This is a genomic window from Micromonospora sp. DH13, assembly GCF_020873825.1.
GTDB lineage: Bacteria > Actinomycetota > Actinomycetes > Mycobacteriales > Micromonosporaceae > Micromonospora > Micromonospora haikouensis.
In genome coordinates this window covers 16,197-32,524 of the sequence record NZ_JAHWGR010000023.1, presented here as the reverse complement: position 1 = coordinate 32,524, position 16,328 = coordinate 16,197, and the positions used below count along the sequence as shown (strand labels likewise).

At 74.4% G+C, this 16,328-nt stretch carries 12 protein-coding genes; 4 read left to right on the top strand and 8 right to left on the bottom strand.

Annotation, left to right across the window (positions count from 1 at the left end):
• Nucleotides 1–5 precede the first annotated feature (5 nt).
• Together kdpA and kdpF are read right to left on the bottom strand one after the other, a co-directional pair.
• Nucleotides 6–1,661 (bottom strand): potassium-transporting ATPase subunit KdpA, encoded by a 1,656-nt coding sequence (kdpA, locus tag LPA42_RS21300; protein WP_077937854.1) that lies wholly within the window; start codon nucleotides 1,659–1,661, stop codon nucleotides 6–8.
• Entirely contained in the window at nucleotides 1,661–1,750 is a 90-nt protein-coding gene (gene kdpF, locus LPA42_RS21295) for a K(+)-transporting ATPase subunit F (protein ID WP_077937853.1), read from the bottom strand. Before kdpF ends, kdpA begins: the two co-directional genes overlap by 1 nt.
• Before the next feature lie 510 nt (nucleotides 1,751–2,260).
• Between kdpF and LPA42_RS21290 the strand changes: the two genes are divergently transcribed.
• Nucleotides 2,261–4,801: an alpha-L-arabinofuranosidase C-terminal domain-containing protein gene (locus LPA42_RS21290; RefSeq protein WP_077937852.1), complete on the top strand. Its 2,541-nt coding sequence runs from the start codon at nucleotides 2,261–2,263 to the stop codon at nucleotides 4,799–4,801.
• Nucleotides 4,802–4,823: 22 nt separating this feature from the next.
• Entirely contained in the window at nucleotides 4,824–6,278 is a 1,455-nt protein-coding gene (locus LPA42_RS21285) for a family 43 glycosylhydrolase (RefSeq protein ID WP_228986805.1), read from the top strand.
• A gap of 124 nt (nucleotides 6,279–6,402) precedes the next feature.
• Here LPA42_RS21285 and LPA42_RS21280 read toward each other — a convergent pair whose 3' ends face one another.
• The 4 genes from LPA42_RS21280 to LPA42_RS21265 are packed head-to-tail and all read right to left on the bottom strand — an operon-like array spanning nucleotide 6,403 to nucleotide 9,593.
• A complete protein-coding gene (locus LPA42_RS21280) occupies nucleotides 6,403–6,765 on the bottom strand; it encodes a hypothetical protein (RefSeq protein ID WP_077937850.1) in 363 nt (120 codons plus the stop codon).
• Nucleotides 6,762–7,625: an extradiol ring-cleavage dioxygenase gene (locus LPA42_RS21275; protein WP_077937849.1), complete on the bottom strand. Its 864-nt coding sequence runs from the start codon at nucleotides 7,623–7,625 to the stop codon at nucleotides 6,762–6,764. Before LPA42_RS21275 ends, LPA42_RS21280 begins: the two co-directional genes overlap by 4 nt.
• A gap of 16 nt (nucleotides 7,626–7,641) precedes the next feature.
• Nucleotides 7,642–8,445, bottom strand: coding sequence for a citryl-CoA lyase (locus LPA42_RS21270; RefSeq protein WP_077937848.1), 804 nt, complete (start codon nucleotides 8,443–8,445; stop codon nucleotides 7,642–7,644).
• On the bottom strand, nucleotides 8,430–9,593 hold the full coding sequence (locus LPA42_RS21265) for a CaiB/BaiF CoA-transferase family protein (protein WP_228986804.1): 1,164 nt from the start codon (nucleotides 9,591–9,593) through the stop codon (nucleotides 8,430–8,432). Before LPA42_RS21265 ends, LPA42_RS21270 begins: the two co-directional genes overlap by 16 nt.
• 252 nt (nucleotides 9,594–9,845) lie before the next feature.
• On the opposite strand from LPA42_RS21265, the gene LPA42_RS21260 reads away from it, so the two are divergent.
• On the top strand, nucleotides 9,846–11,294 hold the full coding sequence (locus tag LPA42_RS21260) for an amidohydrolase family protein (protein ID WP_077937869.1): 1,449 nt from the start codon (nucleotides 9,846–9,848) through the stop codon (nucleotides 11,292–11,294).
• Nucleotides 11,295–11,350: 56 nt separating this feature from the next.
• Nucleotides 11,351–12,154 (top strand): IclR family transcriptional regulator C-terminal domain-containing protein, encoded by an 804-nt coding sequence (locus tag LPA42_RS21255; protein ID WP_077937847.1) that lies wholly within the window; start codon nucleotides 11,351–11,353, stop codon nucleotides 12,152–12,154.
• A gap of 188 nt (nucleotides 12,155–12,342) precedes the next feature.
• Here LPA42_RS21255 and LPA42_RS21250 read toward each other — a convergent pair whose 3' ends face one another.
• Both LPA42_RS21250 and LPA42_RS21245 read right to left on the bottom strand, forming a co-directional pair.
• A complete protein-coding gene (locus LPA42_RS21250) occupies nucleotides 12,343–14,994 on the bottom strand; it encodes a DUF6493 family protein (protein ID WP_228986803.1) in 2,652 nt (883 codons plus the stop codon).
• Nucleotides 14,991–16,325, bottom strand: a complete 1,335-nt coding sequence (locus LPA42_RS21245; protein ID WP_077937844.1) for an SWIM zinc finger family protein — start codon at nucleotides 16,323–16,325, stop codon at nucleotides 14,991–14,993. Before LPA42_RS21245 ends, LPA42_RS21250 begins: the two co-directional genes overlap by 4 nt.
• Nucleotides 16,326–16,328: the final 3 nt, after the last annotated feature.

Genomic DNA, 16,328 nt, shown 5'->3' with positions numbered 1-16,328 from the left:
GGTGGTCACAGCCCCTCGGCGAGGGGGCCGAGCGCGAGCGCGGGCAGGAAGGTCAGCGCGACCAGGAGCACCGTGACGCCGACGACCATCCCGACGAACAGCGGCCGGTGGGTCGGCAGGGCTCCCCCGGTGGCGGGGATGGGCGCCTGGCGGGCCAGGGAGCCGGCCAGGGCGAGCACGAAGATGATCGGCAGGAACCGGCCCAGGAGCATGCACAGGCCCAGGGCGGTGTTCCACCACGGGGTGCCGACCGTGAGGCCGGCGAACGCGGAGCCGTTGTTGTTGCTCGCCGAGGTGACCGCGTACAGCACCTCGGACAGGCCGTGCGGGCCGGCGTTGAGGGCCGTGGAGTTGTTGCCGGTGGCGAACGCCGCCGCCGTCCCGGCCAGCACCAGCGCCGGGGTGACCAGGAAGAACAGCGACGCGAGCTTGATCTCCCGCGCACCGATCTTCTTACCCACGTACTCCGGGGTCCGGCCGACCATCAGGCCGGCCACGAAGACGGTGAGCACGGCGAGGACCAGCATCCCGTAGAGGCCGGAGCCGACACCCCCGGGAGCCACCTCGCCGAGCATCATGTTGACCAGCGGCAGCATCCCCCCGAGGGCGGTGTACGAGTCGTGGGACGAGTTCACCGCGCCGGTGGAGGTGAGGGTCGTCGCGGCGGCGAAGGTCGCCGAGCCCGGCACCCCGAAGCGCACCTCCTTGCCCTCCAGCGCCGCGCCGACCGCCTGCGGCACCGTGCCGTGGCCGGCGAGTTCGAAGACGGTGGTCAGGGCGACGCTCGCCGCCGCCAGGATCGCCATGACCGCGGCGATCGCGTAGCCCTGCCGGTGCTGGCCGACCATCCGGCCGAACACCCGGGGCAGGCTGAACGGGATCACCAGGATGAGGAAGATCTCCAGCCAGTTCGTCCAGGCGGTCGGGTTCTCGAACGGGTGGGCGCTGTTGGCGTTGAAGAAGCCGCCGCCGTTGGTGCCCAGTTCCTTGATCGCCTCCTGGCTGGCCACGGGCCCGCCGGTGAGCGTCTGGGTCCCGCCGCTGAGCGTGGTGACGTCGGTGCCGGCGGACAGGTTCTGCACCACGCCGCCGAGCATCAGCGCGAGCGCCCCGAGCACCGCCACGGGCAGCAGGACCCGCAGCGTGATCCGGGTCAGGTCGACCCAGAAGTTGCCCAGCTCGCCGGCGCGGGCGCGGGCGAACCCACGGACCAGGGCGACCGCGACGGCGATGCCGACGGCGGCGGAGACGAAGTTCTGCACCGCCAGCCCGGCCATCTGCACCAGGTGCCCCATGGTCGACTCGCCCGAATACCACTGCCAGTTCGTGTTGGTCACGAACGACACCGCGGTGTTCCACGCCCCGTGCGGCACCACCGGGGCGAAGCCGAGGGACAGCCACAGGTGGTTCTGCACGCGCTGGAACGCGTACAGGAACAGGATCGACACCGCGGAGAAGGCGAGCACCGCGCGGGCGTACACGCCCCAGCTCTGCCCGGCGGCCGGGTCGACGCCGACCAGCCGGTAGACGATCCGCTCGACGCGGGTGTGCCGGGCACCCGCCACCACGCGGTACAGGTGGTCGCCGAACGGCTTGTGGACGGCGACCAGGGCCGCCACGAGCGAGAGTGCGGACAGCACGCCGGCTGTCGTCGTGGTCATCAGAACCGCTCCGGGCGCAGCAGGGCGATCACCAGGAACACGCCCAGGCCGATCGCCAGCAGCAGGCCGACGGCGTCGACGGCGCTCACAGCCTCTCCACGCCCCTCACCACGAGGGCGAGCGCCGCGAACAGCGCCGCCGTCACCAGCACGTACACCAGGTCGGACACGGTCGGTTCCTCCTACCGGACACGGTCGTCGCGACCGGGGCCGGTCGCCGGGCCATCACAACCCGCCGCGCGGCCCGGGGACAGGGGCCATAACGCGACCGTGACGGCGACGGGCCGTTTCTTGACGCCGTTTTCACGCGGACCGGCCGCGGCCGTGAGCGCGGTCACCCCGCCGGCCGCCCCCGTCGGGACCGGGCGGGCCCGGACGCGCCGGGTGGTCGCCCGGTGCCGCAGCGCGACGGGACGCGCGTCGGCGGGGCGAGAAGGGGCTCCGGAGGTACTTCCCGGTAACCCGGCTATTGACCGGTTTTCATCGGCCGGCAATACTCGCCCGTGTTAGCGCTCACATGCAGGGCCGTCCGACCGGGGCGCGGCGCGTCGGGCCCCGGCCACGGCACGCCGGGGCGGTGCCGATGTCCAGGAGGCACACATGTTCCGACCACACCCACTGCTCGGCCTCGCGGCGGCCGCGCTGGTGGCCACCACCGTCGCCACCGCCGCGCCCGGCCTGGCCAGGACGCCGGCCCCAAAGCCCGAATACACCATCACCGTCGACCCGGCCGCCGCCGGCACCCCGATCAGCGACTCCATGTACGGGGTGTTCTTCGAGGACATCAACTTCGCCGCCGACGGCGGGCTCTACGCCGAACTGGTCCACAACCGCTCCTTCGAGTTCGGCCCAGCCGACAACCGCTCCTACACGCCGCTGACCGGCTGGACGCCCACCGCCGACGCCGGCGGCGCCGGCACCGCGTCCACGGCGGACGACGCCGCCCGGCTGCACGAGCGCAACCGCACCTACCTGCGCCTCGACCTCGCCAACCCCGGCGACGGCTGGTACGGCGTGACGAACGCGGGCTACAACACCGGGATCGCGCTGCGCGCCGGCGGCGCGTACGACTTCTCGGTCTGGGCCCGCACCGACGCCGCCGCCGGGACCCCCCTGACCGTCACCCTGCACGACGCGGCGGGCCGGCCGCTCGCCGCGCCCCTGAGGCGTGCCGTGCGCGGCGACGGCTGGACGCGGTACACCGGGACGCTGAAGGCGACCCGCACCACCGACGCCGGCCGGCTGTCCGTGCGCGCGGGCGGCACCGGCGTCCTGCGGCTGGACATGGTCTCGCTGTTCCCCCGCGACACCTTCCGCCAGCGCCCGAACGGCCTGCGCCGCGACCTCGCCGAGAAGATCGCGGCGCTGAAGCCCGGCTTCGTCCGCTTCCCCGGCGGCTGCCTGGTCAACACCGGCAGCATGTCCGGCTACGACGCCGCCTCGAACTGGCCCCGGGCCCGCTCCTACCAGTGGAAGGACACGGTCGGCCCGGTCGAGACCCGCGCCACCAACGCCAACTTCTGGGGCTACAACCAGTCCTACGGCCTGGGCTACTACGAGTACTTCCAGTTCGCCGAGGACATCGGCGCGATGCCGCTGCCCGTCGTGCCCGCCCTGGTCACCGGCTGCGGCCAGAACCAGGCGACCGTCGACGAGGCGCTGCTGCAACGCCACATCGCCGACACCCTCGACCTGATCGAGTTCGCCAACGGCCCGACCAGCTCCACCTGGGGCCGCCTGCGCGCCTCGATGGGGCACCCCAGGCCGTTCGGCCTGACCCACCTCGCCGTCGGCAACGAGGAGAACCTGCCGGACGCGTACTTCGCCAACTTCCAGAGGTTCCGCACGGCGATCGAGGCGGCGCACCCGGGGATCACCGTGATCGGCAACTCCGGCCCCGACGACGCCGGCGGCACCTTCGACCGGCTCTGGCAGCTCAACCGGGACGCCGGCGTCGCCATGGTCGACGAGCACTACTACAACAGCCCGGCGTGGTTCCTGCAGAACAACACCCGCTACGACTCCTACGACCGCGCCGGCCCGAAGGTCTTCCTCGGCGAGTACGCCTCGCAGGGCAACAAGCTGGCCAACTCGCTGGCCGAGGCGTCGTACCTGACCGGCCTGGAACGCAACGCCGACGTGGTGCGGATGGCCTCGTACGCGCCGCTGCTGGCCAACGTGGACAACGTCCAGTGGCGGCCCGACCTGATCTGGTTCGACAACGACGAGTCGTGGGGCTCCACCAGCTACCAGGTGCAGAAGCTGTTCATGAACAACGTCGGCGACCGGACCGTGCCGAGCCGGGTCACCGGCCCGTCCACGGCGCCGGCGCCGATCACCGGCGGGATCGGCCTGTCGACCTGGGCCACCTCGGCCACGTACGACGACGTGCGGGTGACCGCCCCCGACGGCACCGTGCTGTTCGCCGACGACTTCTCCGCCGGGGCGGACGCCTGGACGCCGCTGGCGAACCGGGGCGCATGGTCGGTGGTCGACGGCGCGTACACCCAGTCGGACACCGGCGCGCAGGACACCCTGGTCAGGGCCGCCGACGTCACGGCCAGCGACTACGACCTGACGCTCAGGGCCCGCAAGAACGCCGGCGCGGAGGGCTTCCTCATCGCGTTCGGGGTGAAGGACTCCGGCAACTTCTACTGGTGGAACCTCGGCGGCTGGAACAACACCCAGGGCGCGGTGGAGAAGGCCACCAACGGGGCCAAGGAGACCCTGCTCGCCAAGCCGAACCGGATCACCACCGGCACCACGTACGACGTGCGGGTGCAGGTGCGCGGCACGAAGGTCACGCTGTTCCTCGACGGCCAGGAGTGGGCCAGCTTCACCGACGACCGGGTCACCCGCACGTTCACGCAGGTCGTCACCCGCGACGACGCCACCGGCGAGCTGATCGTGAAGGTGGTCAACGCCCAGGACAGGCCCGCCGTGACCCGGGTCGACCTGGGCGGGCTGCGGGTGCGCGACCGGGCCCGGATGACCGTGATCACCGGCGACCCGGGCGAACAGAACACCCGCTCGGCCGAGCCGATCCAGCCGGTAACCCGGACCGTCGGCGGCATCGCCGGCACGTTCACCCGCACCTTCGCGCCGAACTCCGTCACCTTCCTGCGCATCCGGACCAAGTGAGGTAGCCACGATGACGTACCCGATGAGCCGACGTGTCCTGCTGCGCGGCGGGCTAGGCGTGGCGGCGACCGGCATGGTCGCCGGGCTGTCCTCCGCGGCCACCGCCGGCCCCCGGCCGGGCGTGGCCCGCACCGACGCCGAGGTCTACGGCGTCACCACCGTCGACCCGCTGATCACCCAGCGCGCCGACCCGTTCATCACCCGGCCGGTCGCCGGGACGTACTACTTCACCGGCTCCGTGCCGGAGTACGACCGGATCGTCGTGCGGGGCGCGTCCACCATCGCCGGCCTGGCCACCGCGGCCGAGTCCGTGATCTGGCGGCGGCCCGCCAGCGGACGGATGGCCGGGCACATCTGGGCACCGGAGCTGCACCGCATCGACGGGCGGTGGTACGTCTACTTCGCCGCCGGCGACTCCGACAACGTGTTCCGCATCCGGATGTACGTGCTGGAGTCGGGGCTGGCCGACCCGCGCGACCCTGCCGGGTGGACGCTGCGCGGCCAGATCGCCACGGAGTGGGACGACTTCTCCCTCGACGCGACCACCTTCGCGCACGCCGGGCGGCGCTACCTGGTGTGGGCGCAGGCCGAGCCGGAGATCGCGGTCAACACCAGCCTGTACATCGCCGAGATGAACACGCCGTGGTCCATCCGCACCAAGCCGGTGCGCATCGCCACCCCGACGCGGGCGTGGGAGACGCAGGGCTTCGCGGTCAACGAGGGCCCGGCGGTGCTCGTACGCAACGGGCGGGTGTTCCTGACCTTCTCCGCCAGCGCCACGGACGCCCGCTACTGCATGGGCCTGCTGACCGCCGACGCGGGCGCGAACCTGCTGGACAACCGGTCGTGGGTGAAGACCCCCGACCCGGTCTTCGCCACCTGGGAGCAGACCCGGCGGTACGGCCCGGGGCACAACTCGTTCACCGTCGCCGAGGACGGGGTGACCGACGTCCTCGTCTACCACGCCCGCGACTACCGCGACATCACCGGCGACCCGCTCTACGACCCCAACCGGCACACCCGGGTGCAGCGGCTGTACTGGCACGGCGACGGCTCGCCCCTGTTCGGGGTGCCCGTGGGCGAGGGCGGCCCGATCGTGCGTCTGTCCCCCGCCGACGCCCGCACCGCGTACGTGCGGCACTGGGAGTACGTGCTGCGGGTCGACTCCGGCGTGCGCGAGCTGGCCGACACCCAGTTCCGGTTCGTGCCGGGGCTGGCCGGCGCGGGCACCGAGTCGCTGCGGTCGGTCAACTTCCCCGACCGGTACGTCCGCGTCGTCGACGGGACCGTCCAGATCGTCCCGGTGGCGGCCGGCAGCCCCGAGGCGACCTCGGCGAGCTTCCGTCGGGTCCCCCGCGACGGTGGCGGGATCTCCCTCCAGCTCGCCGGTGACGCCACCGCGTACCTGCGGCACGACCGGGGCCGGCTGATCGTCGGGCCGGCGGCCGGGAACCGGACGACGTTCCTGCTGAGCTGACCGGCGCGTGGCGGTGGCCCGGCCGGGCCCCCGCCACGACGCGCCACTGATCGACGTACCCGAATGGGTGGAGCCGGTCGGTGTGAGCGCGCACATGTCGGTTCCCGGCCGCCGCGCCCGCCCGTCAGGTCGCGATGTCCGGGTACGGCAGGTCGAAGTGGGCCAGCCGGGCGGCGTACGCCTTCTGGTACTCCAGCGGCTCGGTGTTGTCCCGTTCGAACATGGCGATGAACAGCGTCAGGGTGAGGAACGGGTGGGCGCCCAGCTGGAACAGCGCGACGTGGTCGTGGGCGATCAGGGCGGCCCGCTCGGCCGGGGTGAACCGCAGCCAGGTGCTGGCCTCGCCGGTGTGGCAGTTGAGCACGGCGTTGGCCCGCTCGGCCTCCCACCACCGCACCAGAGCCTCTGGGTCGGCCCGGTAGCGCTCCACCAGCTCCGGGTCCCGGTCGACGGTGTAGAGGAACTTGTCCAGCAGGTACCTGCTCATGCCGGCGCTCCGTTCGGGTACCAGGTGAAGTAGGCCTCCATGGTGTGAAACAGGTCGAGGGTGTCGACGTGGTCGGCCTTCGCGCCCGCGCCCGCGACGCCCATCATGAGCATGAAGTCCATGAACCCGTGGGTGGCGTTGCCGGGGGCGTGCAGGCTGTCGAGGGTCACCTCCGACAGGCAGCCGTCGAGGTCGCCGTTGGCGATCCACTCCACGGCCCGGCGGTCGAACTCGGGGTCAGGGCCGTGCGGGCCGAACTGGCGGGGCCCGCCGAGCTCCAGCGACAGGTGGCCGGTGCCGATGATCGCCACCCGCAGGTGCGACGGCCACGACTCGACGATCTCGCGGATGGCCTCGCCGAGCTGCACGAAGCGCTTCGGCTGCGGCAGCGGCGGGGCGAAGATGTTGGTGTAGATCGGCACGATCGGCAGGTCGGCCTCGGGGCGCAGCGTGACGATCGGGCAGGTGATGCTGTGGTCGATGCGCAGCTCGTTGCTGAACGCCAGGTCGAAGCCGGCGTCGAGGCCGGCGCGCAGGATGTGCCCGGACAGGTCCTCCTGGCCGGTGAGCAGCATCCGCGGCAGCCCGAACTCGCGTTCCTCGTTGTACCAGTTCGCGTCGTAGAACGGGGCCTTGCCGACGAGGAACTGCGGCATGTTGTCGAGCCAGAGCTGGTGGAAGTGGTCGGAGCCGACCATCACCAGCACGTCCGGCTTCGCCCTGGTCAGGGTCTCCCGGAAGGCGAGGATCTTGCTGACCCACTCGTCGGCGAAGGGCGGACGGTCCGCGCCGGTGGCGGTGCTGGCCCGGTAGTAGAACGGGTGGTGGGTGGAGGCGATCACCGCGACGACGGTGGCCATGGCGGCTCCTTGACGGTCACATGCTCTCGGGTGGTTGGTAGACGGCGTTGCGGTCGACGGCGAGGTAGACGTCCATGCCGATCGGGTTGCGGCGCTCCTCGGCGAGGTGGCCGAGCAGCCCGGCGGCGCGGGCGAGCAGGGCGAAGCCGCGCAGCAGCTCGACGGGCAGGCCCAGGTCGGCCAGCGCCGCGCCGCACACGCCGGCCCCGTTGAGCGGCAGGGTGCGCCCCAGCACCTGCGGGTGGACCCGGCCGATGGCCTCGAACAGGCGCAGGTGCGACCCGCGCAGGCCCTCCTCGTCGGCGATGCGGATCAGCACCGGCGTACGCGGGTCCCGCTCCTTGTGCACCGGGTGGCCGAGCCCGGGGACGAGGCGCCTGTCTGCGCGGGCGCGGCGCACCGCGTCGAGGGCGATGGCGTCCCAGTCGCCGGTCTCGGCGGCGGTGGCCGCGGCGTCCCCGGCGGCGGCGATGGTGTCGGCGAGGAAGCGCCCGCAGTCCTCGGTGACGCCGAGGAAGCGGGAGCCGCCGCCGAGCAGGCCGGCGGCGAGCGCGCCCTGAAGTGACTCGGGGGCGCTGAGGTACGTCAGCCGGGCGGCGATCGCGGTCGGGGTGAAGCCGTGGTCGGCGAGCGCCACCAGCACGGCCTCGAACACGCGCACCTCGCCCGGGGTGGGGCGGCGGCCGGCGACCAGCCAGTAGGCCAGCTCGCCGAAGCCGACCGAGCCCATCAGGTCGGCGGCGAGGTCGTGGCCGAGCAGCCGGATCGTGGTCGGGTCGGAGGTGCCGAGGGAGGTGGGGAAGCTCAGCTGGTCAGCCATGCGCGGATCTCCTCGCCGTGCTCGTCGAGACCCGGCGGCGGCAGCTCGTACCGGGCCGGGGTGTCGGAGAAGGTGATCGGGTTGCGGACGCCGGGCACGTCGCCGACGGTGACCACGGGGTCGAGGCCGAGCTCCTCGGCCAGGGCGACCCCGCCGTCGATGGTGTTGATCGGGGCGCAGGGCACCCCGGCGGCGAGCAGGTCGCGGAACCACTCGTCCTTGGTGCGCCGGGCCAGCCGCTCGACGAGGATCGGGCGCAGGGCCTCGCGGTGGGCGGTGCGGTCCTGGTTGCGGCCGAAGCGGGGGTCGTCGGGCAGGTCGGGCAGGTCGAGCACCTGGCACAGCTTGCGGAACTGCCCGTCGTTGCCGGCGATGACGATGAGCTCGCCGTCGGCGGTGGGCAACGGCTCGTAGGGGAACAGGCTGGGGTGGGCGTTGCCCATCCGGAACGGCACGGTGCCGCCGGCGACGTACCCGCTGCTGTGGTTGACCAGGCCGGACAGGGCCGAGGAGAGCAGGTTGACCTCGACGTGCTGGCCGGTGCCGGTGCGGTCGCGGTGGTGCAGGGCGGCGAGGATGCCGATGCTGGCGTGCAGGCCGGCCATCACGTCGAACACGGAGATGCCGGCCCGGTAGGGCGGGCCGTCGGGGTCGCCGGTGAGGCTCATCAGGCCGGAGATCGCCTGGACCATCAGGTCGTAGCCGGGGTAGTTGGCGCCCGCGCCGGTGCCGAAGCCGCTGATGGAGGCGTAGACGACGCGGGAGTTGCCGGCGGCGACGGTGGCGTAGTCCAGGCCGAAACGCGTCAGGCCGCCGGGCCGGAAGTTCTCGATCATGACGTCGGCGCGGCCGGCGAGCCGCCGGGCGACGTCGAGGTCGGCGGGATCCTTCAGATCCAGGGCGATGGAGCGCTTGTTGCGGTTGATGCCCAGGTAGTAGGTGGAGACCTCGTCGCGCACCGGCGGCATCCAGGTGCGGGTGTCGTCGCCGGCCGGGCCCTCCACCTTGATCACCTGCGCGCCGAGGTCGGCCAGGAGCATCGTCGCGTACGGCCCGGCGAGGATGCGCGAGAAGTCCGCGACGAGGAGCCCGTCCAGTGGCCCCGAGCGTTGCTCCCCCATGACCCGATCACCCTCCTCGACCGCCATGCGGACAACCGTCCGCCGTGCCGCCAGTCTTGCCGCCGACCGGGCCGCTGTCAACGGTCGCACGCTGGCAACACCCTGGACGCGAAGTCTGACCGAGATGCACGTTAAGAACTATTATGACCGGTACCGAAACACGTTCTTGACATGCCCGGTGGCCCGGAACACACTTGCGCCAATCGGCCCGCCGACCGCTGGACGGACATCCGTCCGCACACCCGGCGGGCCCCGACCCGGGAAGGGGTGGTGGCCGCGATGAGCGCAGGCGACCCGGTGGCGGACGGCAGGCCGGTGGTGTTCCGCAACGGGCTGGTGCTGACCATGGACGACCGGCACACGGTGCTGCCGGACGCCGACGTCCTCGTCGTCGGCGACCGCATCGCGGCCGTCGGCGTCGGCCTCGACGCGCCCGCCGACGCGGTCGAGATCGACGCCACCGGCGGGATCCTCATGCCCGGCATGATCGACACGCACCGGCACATGTGGCAGACGGCCATGCGCGGCTACGGCGCCGACTGGACCCTCACCCAGTACTTCGTCTGGTACTACCTCGACCACGGCCGGCTGTTCCGCCCCGAGGACGTGCACGCCGGCAACGTGCTCGCCGCCCTGGAGGCGATCGACGCCGGGGTGACCACCACCGTCGACTGGTCGCACGGCCTGCGCACCGTCGAGCACGCCGACGCGGCGGCCGACGCCCTCGAATCCGTGCCCGGCCGCTTCGTCCTCGCCTACGGCAACATCCAGCAGGGCCCCTGGGAGTGGGCCACCAGCCCCGAGTTCCGCGACTTCCACCGCCGCCGCATCGACGGGGGTCGCCTCGGCTTCCAGCTCGCCTTCGACGTCACCGGCGACCCGTCGTTCCCCGAGAAGGCCGCCTTCGAGGTCGCCCGGGAACTGGACGTGCCGGTGACCACCCATGCCGGGGTCTGGGGCGCCACCAACGACGACGGCATCCGGCTCATGCACGAGCACGGCTTCATGACCCCGTCCACGGTCTACGTGCACGCCGCCACGCTCAACCCCGACTCGTACCACCGCATCGCCGCCACCGGCGGCTCCGTGTCGGTGTCCACCGAGAGCGAGCAGAGCGCCGGCCAGGGCTACCCGCCCACCTGGGCGCTGCGCCGGCACGACATCGGCGTCTCGCTGTCGATGGACACCAGCGTCTGGTGGAGCGGCGACCTCTTCTCGGCCATGCGCGCCACCCTCGGCGCGGACCGCGCCCGGGAGCATCTCGACGCGCACGCCCGCCAGGAGACCGTCACCCACGCCCACCTGCGCGCCGAGCACGTCGTCGACTGGGCCACCCGGGGCGGCAGCCGCGCCCTCGGCATGGACTCGCAGGTGGGCAGCCTCCAGGTCGGCCGCAAGGCCGACGTGGTGCTGCTCAAGAACGACGCCTCGCCGGTGATGTTCCCGCTGCTCAACCCGTACGGGCACGTGGCCTTCCAGGCGCAGCGCGGCGACGTGCACACCGTGCTGGTCGACGGCCGGGTGGTCAAGCACGAGCACCGGCTGGTCGGGGTGGACCTGGCCGCCGCGCGGCGCGGGGTCGAGGCGACGGTGTCGTACCTGATGGACGCCATGGGCGAGGAGGCCTGGCGCAGGGGCATGAACCCCGACATCCCGGCCACGGCGGTGCTCGACAACCCGTACACGTACACCGAGTGGGACGCCGGCTCGGCCCAGTGGAAGCATTAGCCTGCCGCCCGGGTGACCGCCCGGGCGGCCGGTCGAGCACGGACGGAGGGAGCCCGATGGCACGCGAGGCGGGACCGGACTTCATCGAGGCCCTGGCCCGCGGGCTCGACGTGCTGCGCTGCTTCCGGCCGGGCCAGGCGGTGATGACGCTCAGCGAGGTCGCGGGCGTCACCGGCCTGGCCCGGCCCACCGTCCGCCGCATCCTGCTCACCCTGGAGGAGCTCGGCTACGTCCGGGTCGCCGACCGGGGGTACGCGCTGACTCCCCGGGTGCTGGAGCTCGGCATGTCCTACATCAACTCGCTGACCATGTGGGACGTCGCCCGGCCGCACATGCAGCGGCTCGTCGCGCAGACCGGCGAGTCCACCTCGATGGCCCAGCTCGACGGCGGCGACATCGTCTACGTCGCGCGGGTCGCCGTACCGAAGATCGTCACCCTGGCGGTGACCATCGGCACCCGCTTCCCCGCCCCCGCCACGTCGATGGGCAAGGTCCTGCTCGCCGCGCTCGACCCCGCCGGCCTCGACCGGGCGCTGGCCGAGCCGGGCCGCTCCGGGGTCGTCTCCCGGTGGCAGCCGGACCGCGCCGAGCTGGACCGGGCGCTGCGCGACGTGCGGGCCAAGGGCTGGGCGCTCGCCGACCAGGACCTCGCCCCCGGCATCCGCTCCGTGGCCACCGGCGTGCGCAACGGCGACGGCCGCATCGTCGCCGCGCTGAACGTGACCGTGCATGCGGCCGACACCACCGTGGAGACCCTGGTCGACGAGCACCTGCCGCGCCTGCTGCGCACCGCCGCCGACATCAGCCGAGACTGGGCGCTGCGCGACAGCGTCCCGCTGGCCGCGCCCGCCCCGGGCTGAGCGCCCCCAGGCCAGGCCCGGCACCGGCTTCGGCCGGGCGACCGAGCCCGACGCCGGACAGCCCCGCGTCGGCTGGGGTCGACCGCGCTGCCCGACCGGCGGCAGCACGCGCCGGGCCGGGCCGCCCGTCAACCGGCGGTGAGCCCCGTCAACCGGCGGTGAGCCCCGTCAACCGGCGGTGAGCCCCGTCAACCGGCGGTGAGCGCCCGGTGCAGGCGGCGCGCCTCGGTCACCACCCGGCTCGTCCCGCGCCGGCCGGCCACCTCGGCCAGCCCCGGCACCTCGACGCGCACCCCGGTGGCCGTGGCCGTCTCGGCGGCCAGGGTCAGCAGGTCGGGCAGGCCCCGGGGCGGGGTCGCCGCGGCGAGCAGCGGGGGCAGCGCCGCGGCCGTCAGCCGCCACACGCTCAGCGGCGCGCCCGCCCCCGCCGCGTCGCGCAGCGGCTCGACGGCGCGGGTCAGCTTCACCAGGTTGCCCGCGACCAGGTCGCCGAGCCGCGCGCCCACCCCGGCGGCGTCGAGCCGGCCGGTGGCGGCCAGGCCGAGCAGGGCGTCGAGCGCGGCGACCCGGTCGGCGCCGTGGCGCGCGCCGAGCCCGTAGGCCAGGGCGACGTCGACGGCGGGCCCGCCGGCACCGCCGCACTCGGCGAGCAGGGGCAGCGCCAGCGCGCCGTCGCGCCGGTCCAGGTCCGCGGCGGCGGTCACCTGCGGCAGCACGTACGCGGCGACGACGCCGAGGTGGTGCGGCAGCACCGACGGCCACATCCGCGCCCAGGTGGCGTGGTCCGTCTCCATCGGCGGCGGGTCGACGGTCAGCAGCCCGTACGGGTCGGGGTAGCCGGCCGGCGGGCGCAGCTCGACCGCGATCCGCCGGGGCGGGAGCTGGTCGTGCTGCCAGTCGTAGCCGACCTTGCGGGGGCGGCGGGCGAGCGGGATGATCCGGGCGACCGGGTCGGGCAGCCCGCCGCCGCGCAGCCAGGCGGCGAGCCGGTCGCCGGCCGGGGTGCGCAGCGCCTCCGCCTTGCCGGCGAGGGTGTCGTCGACGCCGGGGGGCAGCCGCAGCAGCGCCTGGGTGAGGTCCCACCGCCAGGGCTGGCGCTCGCCGAGCGCCGTGAGCCGCTCCAGCAGGGCCAGCGGGTCGAGCGCGCCGTTGGCCGAGGTGGGGGCGGCGAGCAGGCCGGCGGGGCCGGGCCCGCCGAGGTGGTGGCCGACCTCGGCGAGGCGGGCGCGCAGCAACGCGTGCGGCGCGGGCACCCGGGGATCGGTGACGACCAGCTCGCGCGGCGGCCCCTGCGGGCCGGTGCGTCGCACGGCGGCGAGCAGCGCGGCCCACCGACCACGCTGCGGGACGGCCGGGCGGGGCTCGCCTGCGGTCTCCAGCAGGTCGCTGACGAGGCCGCACAGGCAGCACGGGTCCCATTTGTGCTCGGCGGCCCAGGCCCAGTGCCGGCGGGCGAGGACCGGGTCGAGCGCGGCGCGCAGCCGCGGGCCGTCGGTCGGGGCGAGACGGACCAGCCCGTCGAGGATCCGGTCGAAGGGCTCGCCGCGGTGTTCGGTGCCGACGAGCGCGGCGACCTCCTCGGTGAGTTCGTCGAGGTCGGTGATCGGGGCCGGGGCGGGCGCGGGCGGGCCGGGGTGGGGCAGGTCGTCGCCGCGCGCGACGGCGACCGCCGGTGCCGTGTCGCCGCCGGCCGGGACGGGACCGCCGACCGCCGGGGCGGGGCCGTGCCGGGCCGCCAGGGCCGCCGCCCGGTCGCGCACGTCGACGGCGGGGTGCCCGGCGGCGACCGCGATCACCTCGGCGATCTGGGCCGCCCGGTCCGGGTGCCGGCGGGCGAGCCGGTCGAGCCAGGCGAGCTGGCCGCGCACCAGCGCCTTGTCGGGGCGCAGCAGGACCTCGCGGGAGGCCGCGAGCACGGCCTCCGGCTCCGGGTCGGGCAGGGCGCGCAGGGCCTTCTGCGCCATGACGGCGACCGGGGCCGGTGCGTCGGCGAGCAGGCGCAGGTAGTCGGTGGCGCGGGCGGCGACCTCCTGCGCGCTGGGCGCAAGCTCGTGCAGCAGGACGGTGAACGCGCGCAGCGCGGCCGGGCGGTCGCCGCGCAGCAGCCGGCCGACGGCACCGTCGAGCAGGGCCGCCCGGTCGACGACCCCGTCGGCGGCGAGCCGCGCGAGCGCGGTGGGCAGGACGTGGCGGTGCCGGCTCTCCCAGTCGGTGTGGACCTCGTCGAACATCATGGGCGCGCCGATGCCGTCGATCTCGAACAGCCGGGGCAGCAGCGCGGGCAGCAGCGGGTCGTTGCGTAGCCGGTCGAGCAGCGGCACGGGCGCGCCGCGGCGGCGGTCGGGGGTGGCCAGCGACTGCACCCACAGCTCGACGAAGCGCTCCCCCGTCGGCGGCGCGGCGTCGGCGGGCAGCAGCCCGGCGGCGAACCGCCAGTGCCCGATCCAGGCGTCGCGGGCCAGCTTGTCGGCCAGCCGGCGGGCCAGCTCGGGCAGCCAGTCGATGCCCCGCTCGGCGGCGACGACGCGGACGAGCCGGGCCGCCCGGTCGCCGTCGACGGTGACGGAGCGGCGGGTGAGGATCGCGGCGGCCTGGGCGGCGGTGGGCAGGCAGCCGACCACGGCGACGGCCAGGGCGGTGCCCTTGGCGCTGCCCCAGAAGGTGGACCGGCGCGTCTTGAACCACTCGGTCAGCTCGACGCCGACGGCGCGGCGGCGCTGCTCGGGCAGCCCGGTCAGGGCGGCGGCGACGAGGTCGGCCGACCCGGCGTCGACGAGGTCGAACAGGTCGCTGCTGCCGCCAGCCGCCAGCTCCCACTGACGCCGGACCGTGGACTTCACACCGCCTCCCGCGCGACGGAGCCGGCCATCCGGGTGGCCAGCGCGTGCTTGCACGGCCCGCGCTGGCCGCGGTGCTTGGCCCACCAGGGGCAGGTGCAGGTGTACGCGTCGTCGGCGAGCCGCCGCACCCGGTAGACCTGGTCTGCGCTGCGGACGGTGGCCCCGGCGTCGTCCGCGTCGACGGCGCCGGACTCGACCAGCGCCCGCGCGCCCACCAGGCGGGGGTTGTCGCGCTCGGCCCGGCCCGCGTCGTAGGGCATGACGCGGTGGAAGTACGCCGCCTCGGCGACGTCGTAGCCGACCCGTCCCGCGGTGCCGAGCTGGGCGAGGGCGCCCCGCACCCGGGCGGCGTCGAGGCCGGCGGCGCTCGCCAGGGCGTCCACGTCGATCGTCGGGTCCCAGGCCAACAGGGCCGAGACCAGCTCGGCGTCGTCGGCGACGTCGTCGCCGGCGAGGGCGGCCAGCGCGGCGCCCTCGCCGGAGAAGCCCCGGTAGGGCTCCGGCGACAGGGTCAGCGACAGCCGCAGCGCCCCGGTGTCCAGCTCCCAGGTGCTGGGCAGCGCCCCGGCGCCGGGCGCGACGGTCGGACCGTAGACGGTCAGGGTGCGGGCGTGGCGCAGCAGGCCGCGCAGGGCGGCGAGCCGGCCCGCGCCGGCCAGGCAGACCGCGCCGGCCACGGGCCGGGAGGTCAGCCGCAGGCTCCGCCCGGCGGGCACGGCCCAGAGCACCGACCGGTCCCCGGCGGTCGGCAGCCGGCGCAGGAACGTCGCCGCCTCGGCCGCCGGAAGCTGCGCGCGCGGCTCGAACCCGGCGGCGAGCACCTGCACCTCGGCGAAGCCGCGCAGCCACCGCTGCGGTAGGGGCACCTTCTTCTCCACGACCGCGCCGTCCATCGTCTCCACGGTGAGGTCGTCGGGGCCAACGGACAGGCGCAGCGGGTCGAGGCCGCCGACGCGCGACAGCGCCTCGCGCAGCGGGTTGTTGACGTCCACGTTGGTGGTGCCGTGCTCCAGCACGTCGCCGTCGAGCCCGTCGGGCAGGGCGTCCAGGCGGGCGTAGACGCCGCAGCAGCCGGAGAACGACTCGAAGCGCAGCCGGTCGCGGCTGCCGGTGACCACCGGGTCGAGGCTGGCCGGGCTCACCGGCCGGAAGTAGCGGGTGCGGGCGACCTCGGCGACCGCGAGCAGCCCGACGGCGGCGGCCTGCGGCGTGGTGAGGAAGCCGCTGAAGAAGCGGGGGTTCGGGGCGGGCCCGCCGCTGGTGGACAGGGCGAGGCCGGACCGGCTCAGGGCGGAGGATCCGAGGTACCTGTACGTCTGTTGGGCGCTCACGGG

What these genes read in the sequence shown, in the direction of transcription:
- kdpA (WP_077937854.1), bottom strand. Translation starts at nt 1,661, where the DNA reads ATGACCACGACGACAGCCGGCGTGCTGTCCGCACTCTCGCTCGTGGCG.
- LPA42_RS21270 (WP_077937848.1), bottom strand. Translation starts at nt 8,445, where the DNA reads ATGGCTGACCAGCTGAGCTTCCCCACCTCCCTCGGCACCTCCGACCCG.
- LPA42_RS21255 (WP_077937847.1), top strand. Translation starts at nt 11,351, where the DNA reads ATGGCACGCGAGGCGGGACCGGACTTCATCGAGGCCCTGGCCCGCGGG.
- LPA42_RS21285 (WP_228986805.1), top strand. Translation starts at nt 4,824, where the DNA reads ATGAGCCGACGTGTCCTGCTGCGCGGCGGGCTAGGCGTGGCGGCGACC.
- LPA42_RS21275 (WP_077937849.1), bottom strand. Translation starts at nt 7,625, where the DNA reads ATGGCCACCGTCGTCGCGGTGATCGCCTCCACCCACCACCCGTTCTAC.
- LPA42_RS21260 (WP_077937869.1), top strand. Translation starts at nt 9,846, where the DNA reads ATGAGCGCAGGCGACCCGGTGGCGGACGGCAGGCCGGTGGTGTTCCGC.
- LPA42_RS21280 (WP_077937850.1), bottom strand. Translation starts at nt 6,765, where the DNA reads ATGAGCAGGTACCTGCTGGACAAGTTCCTCTACACCGTCGACCGGGAC.
- LPA42_RS21290 (WP_077937852.1), top strand. Translation starts at nt 2,261, where the DNA reads ATGTTCCGACCACACCCACTGCTCGGCCTCGCGGCGGCCGCGCTGGTG.
- LPA42_RS21265 (WP_228986804.1), bottom strand. Translation starts at nt 9,593, where the DNA reads ATGGCGGTCGAGGAGGGTGATCGGGTCATGGGGGAGCAACGCTCGGGG.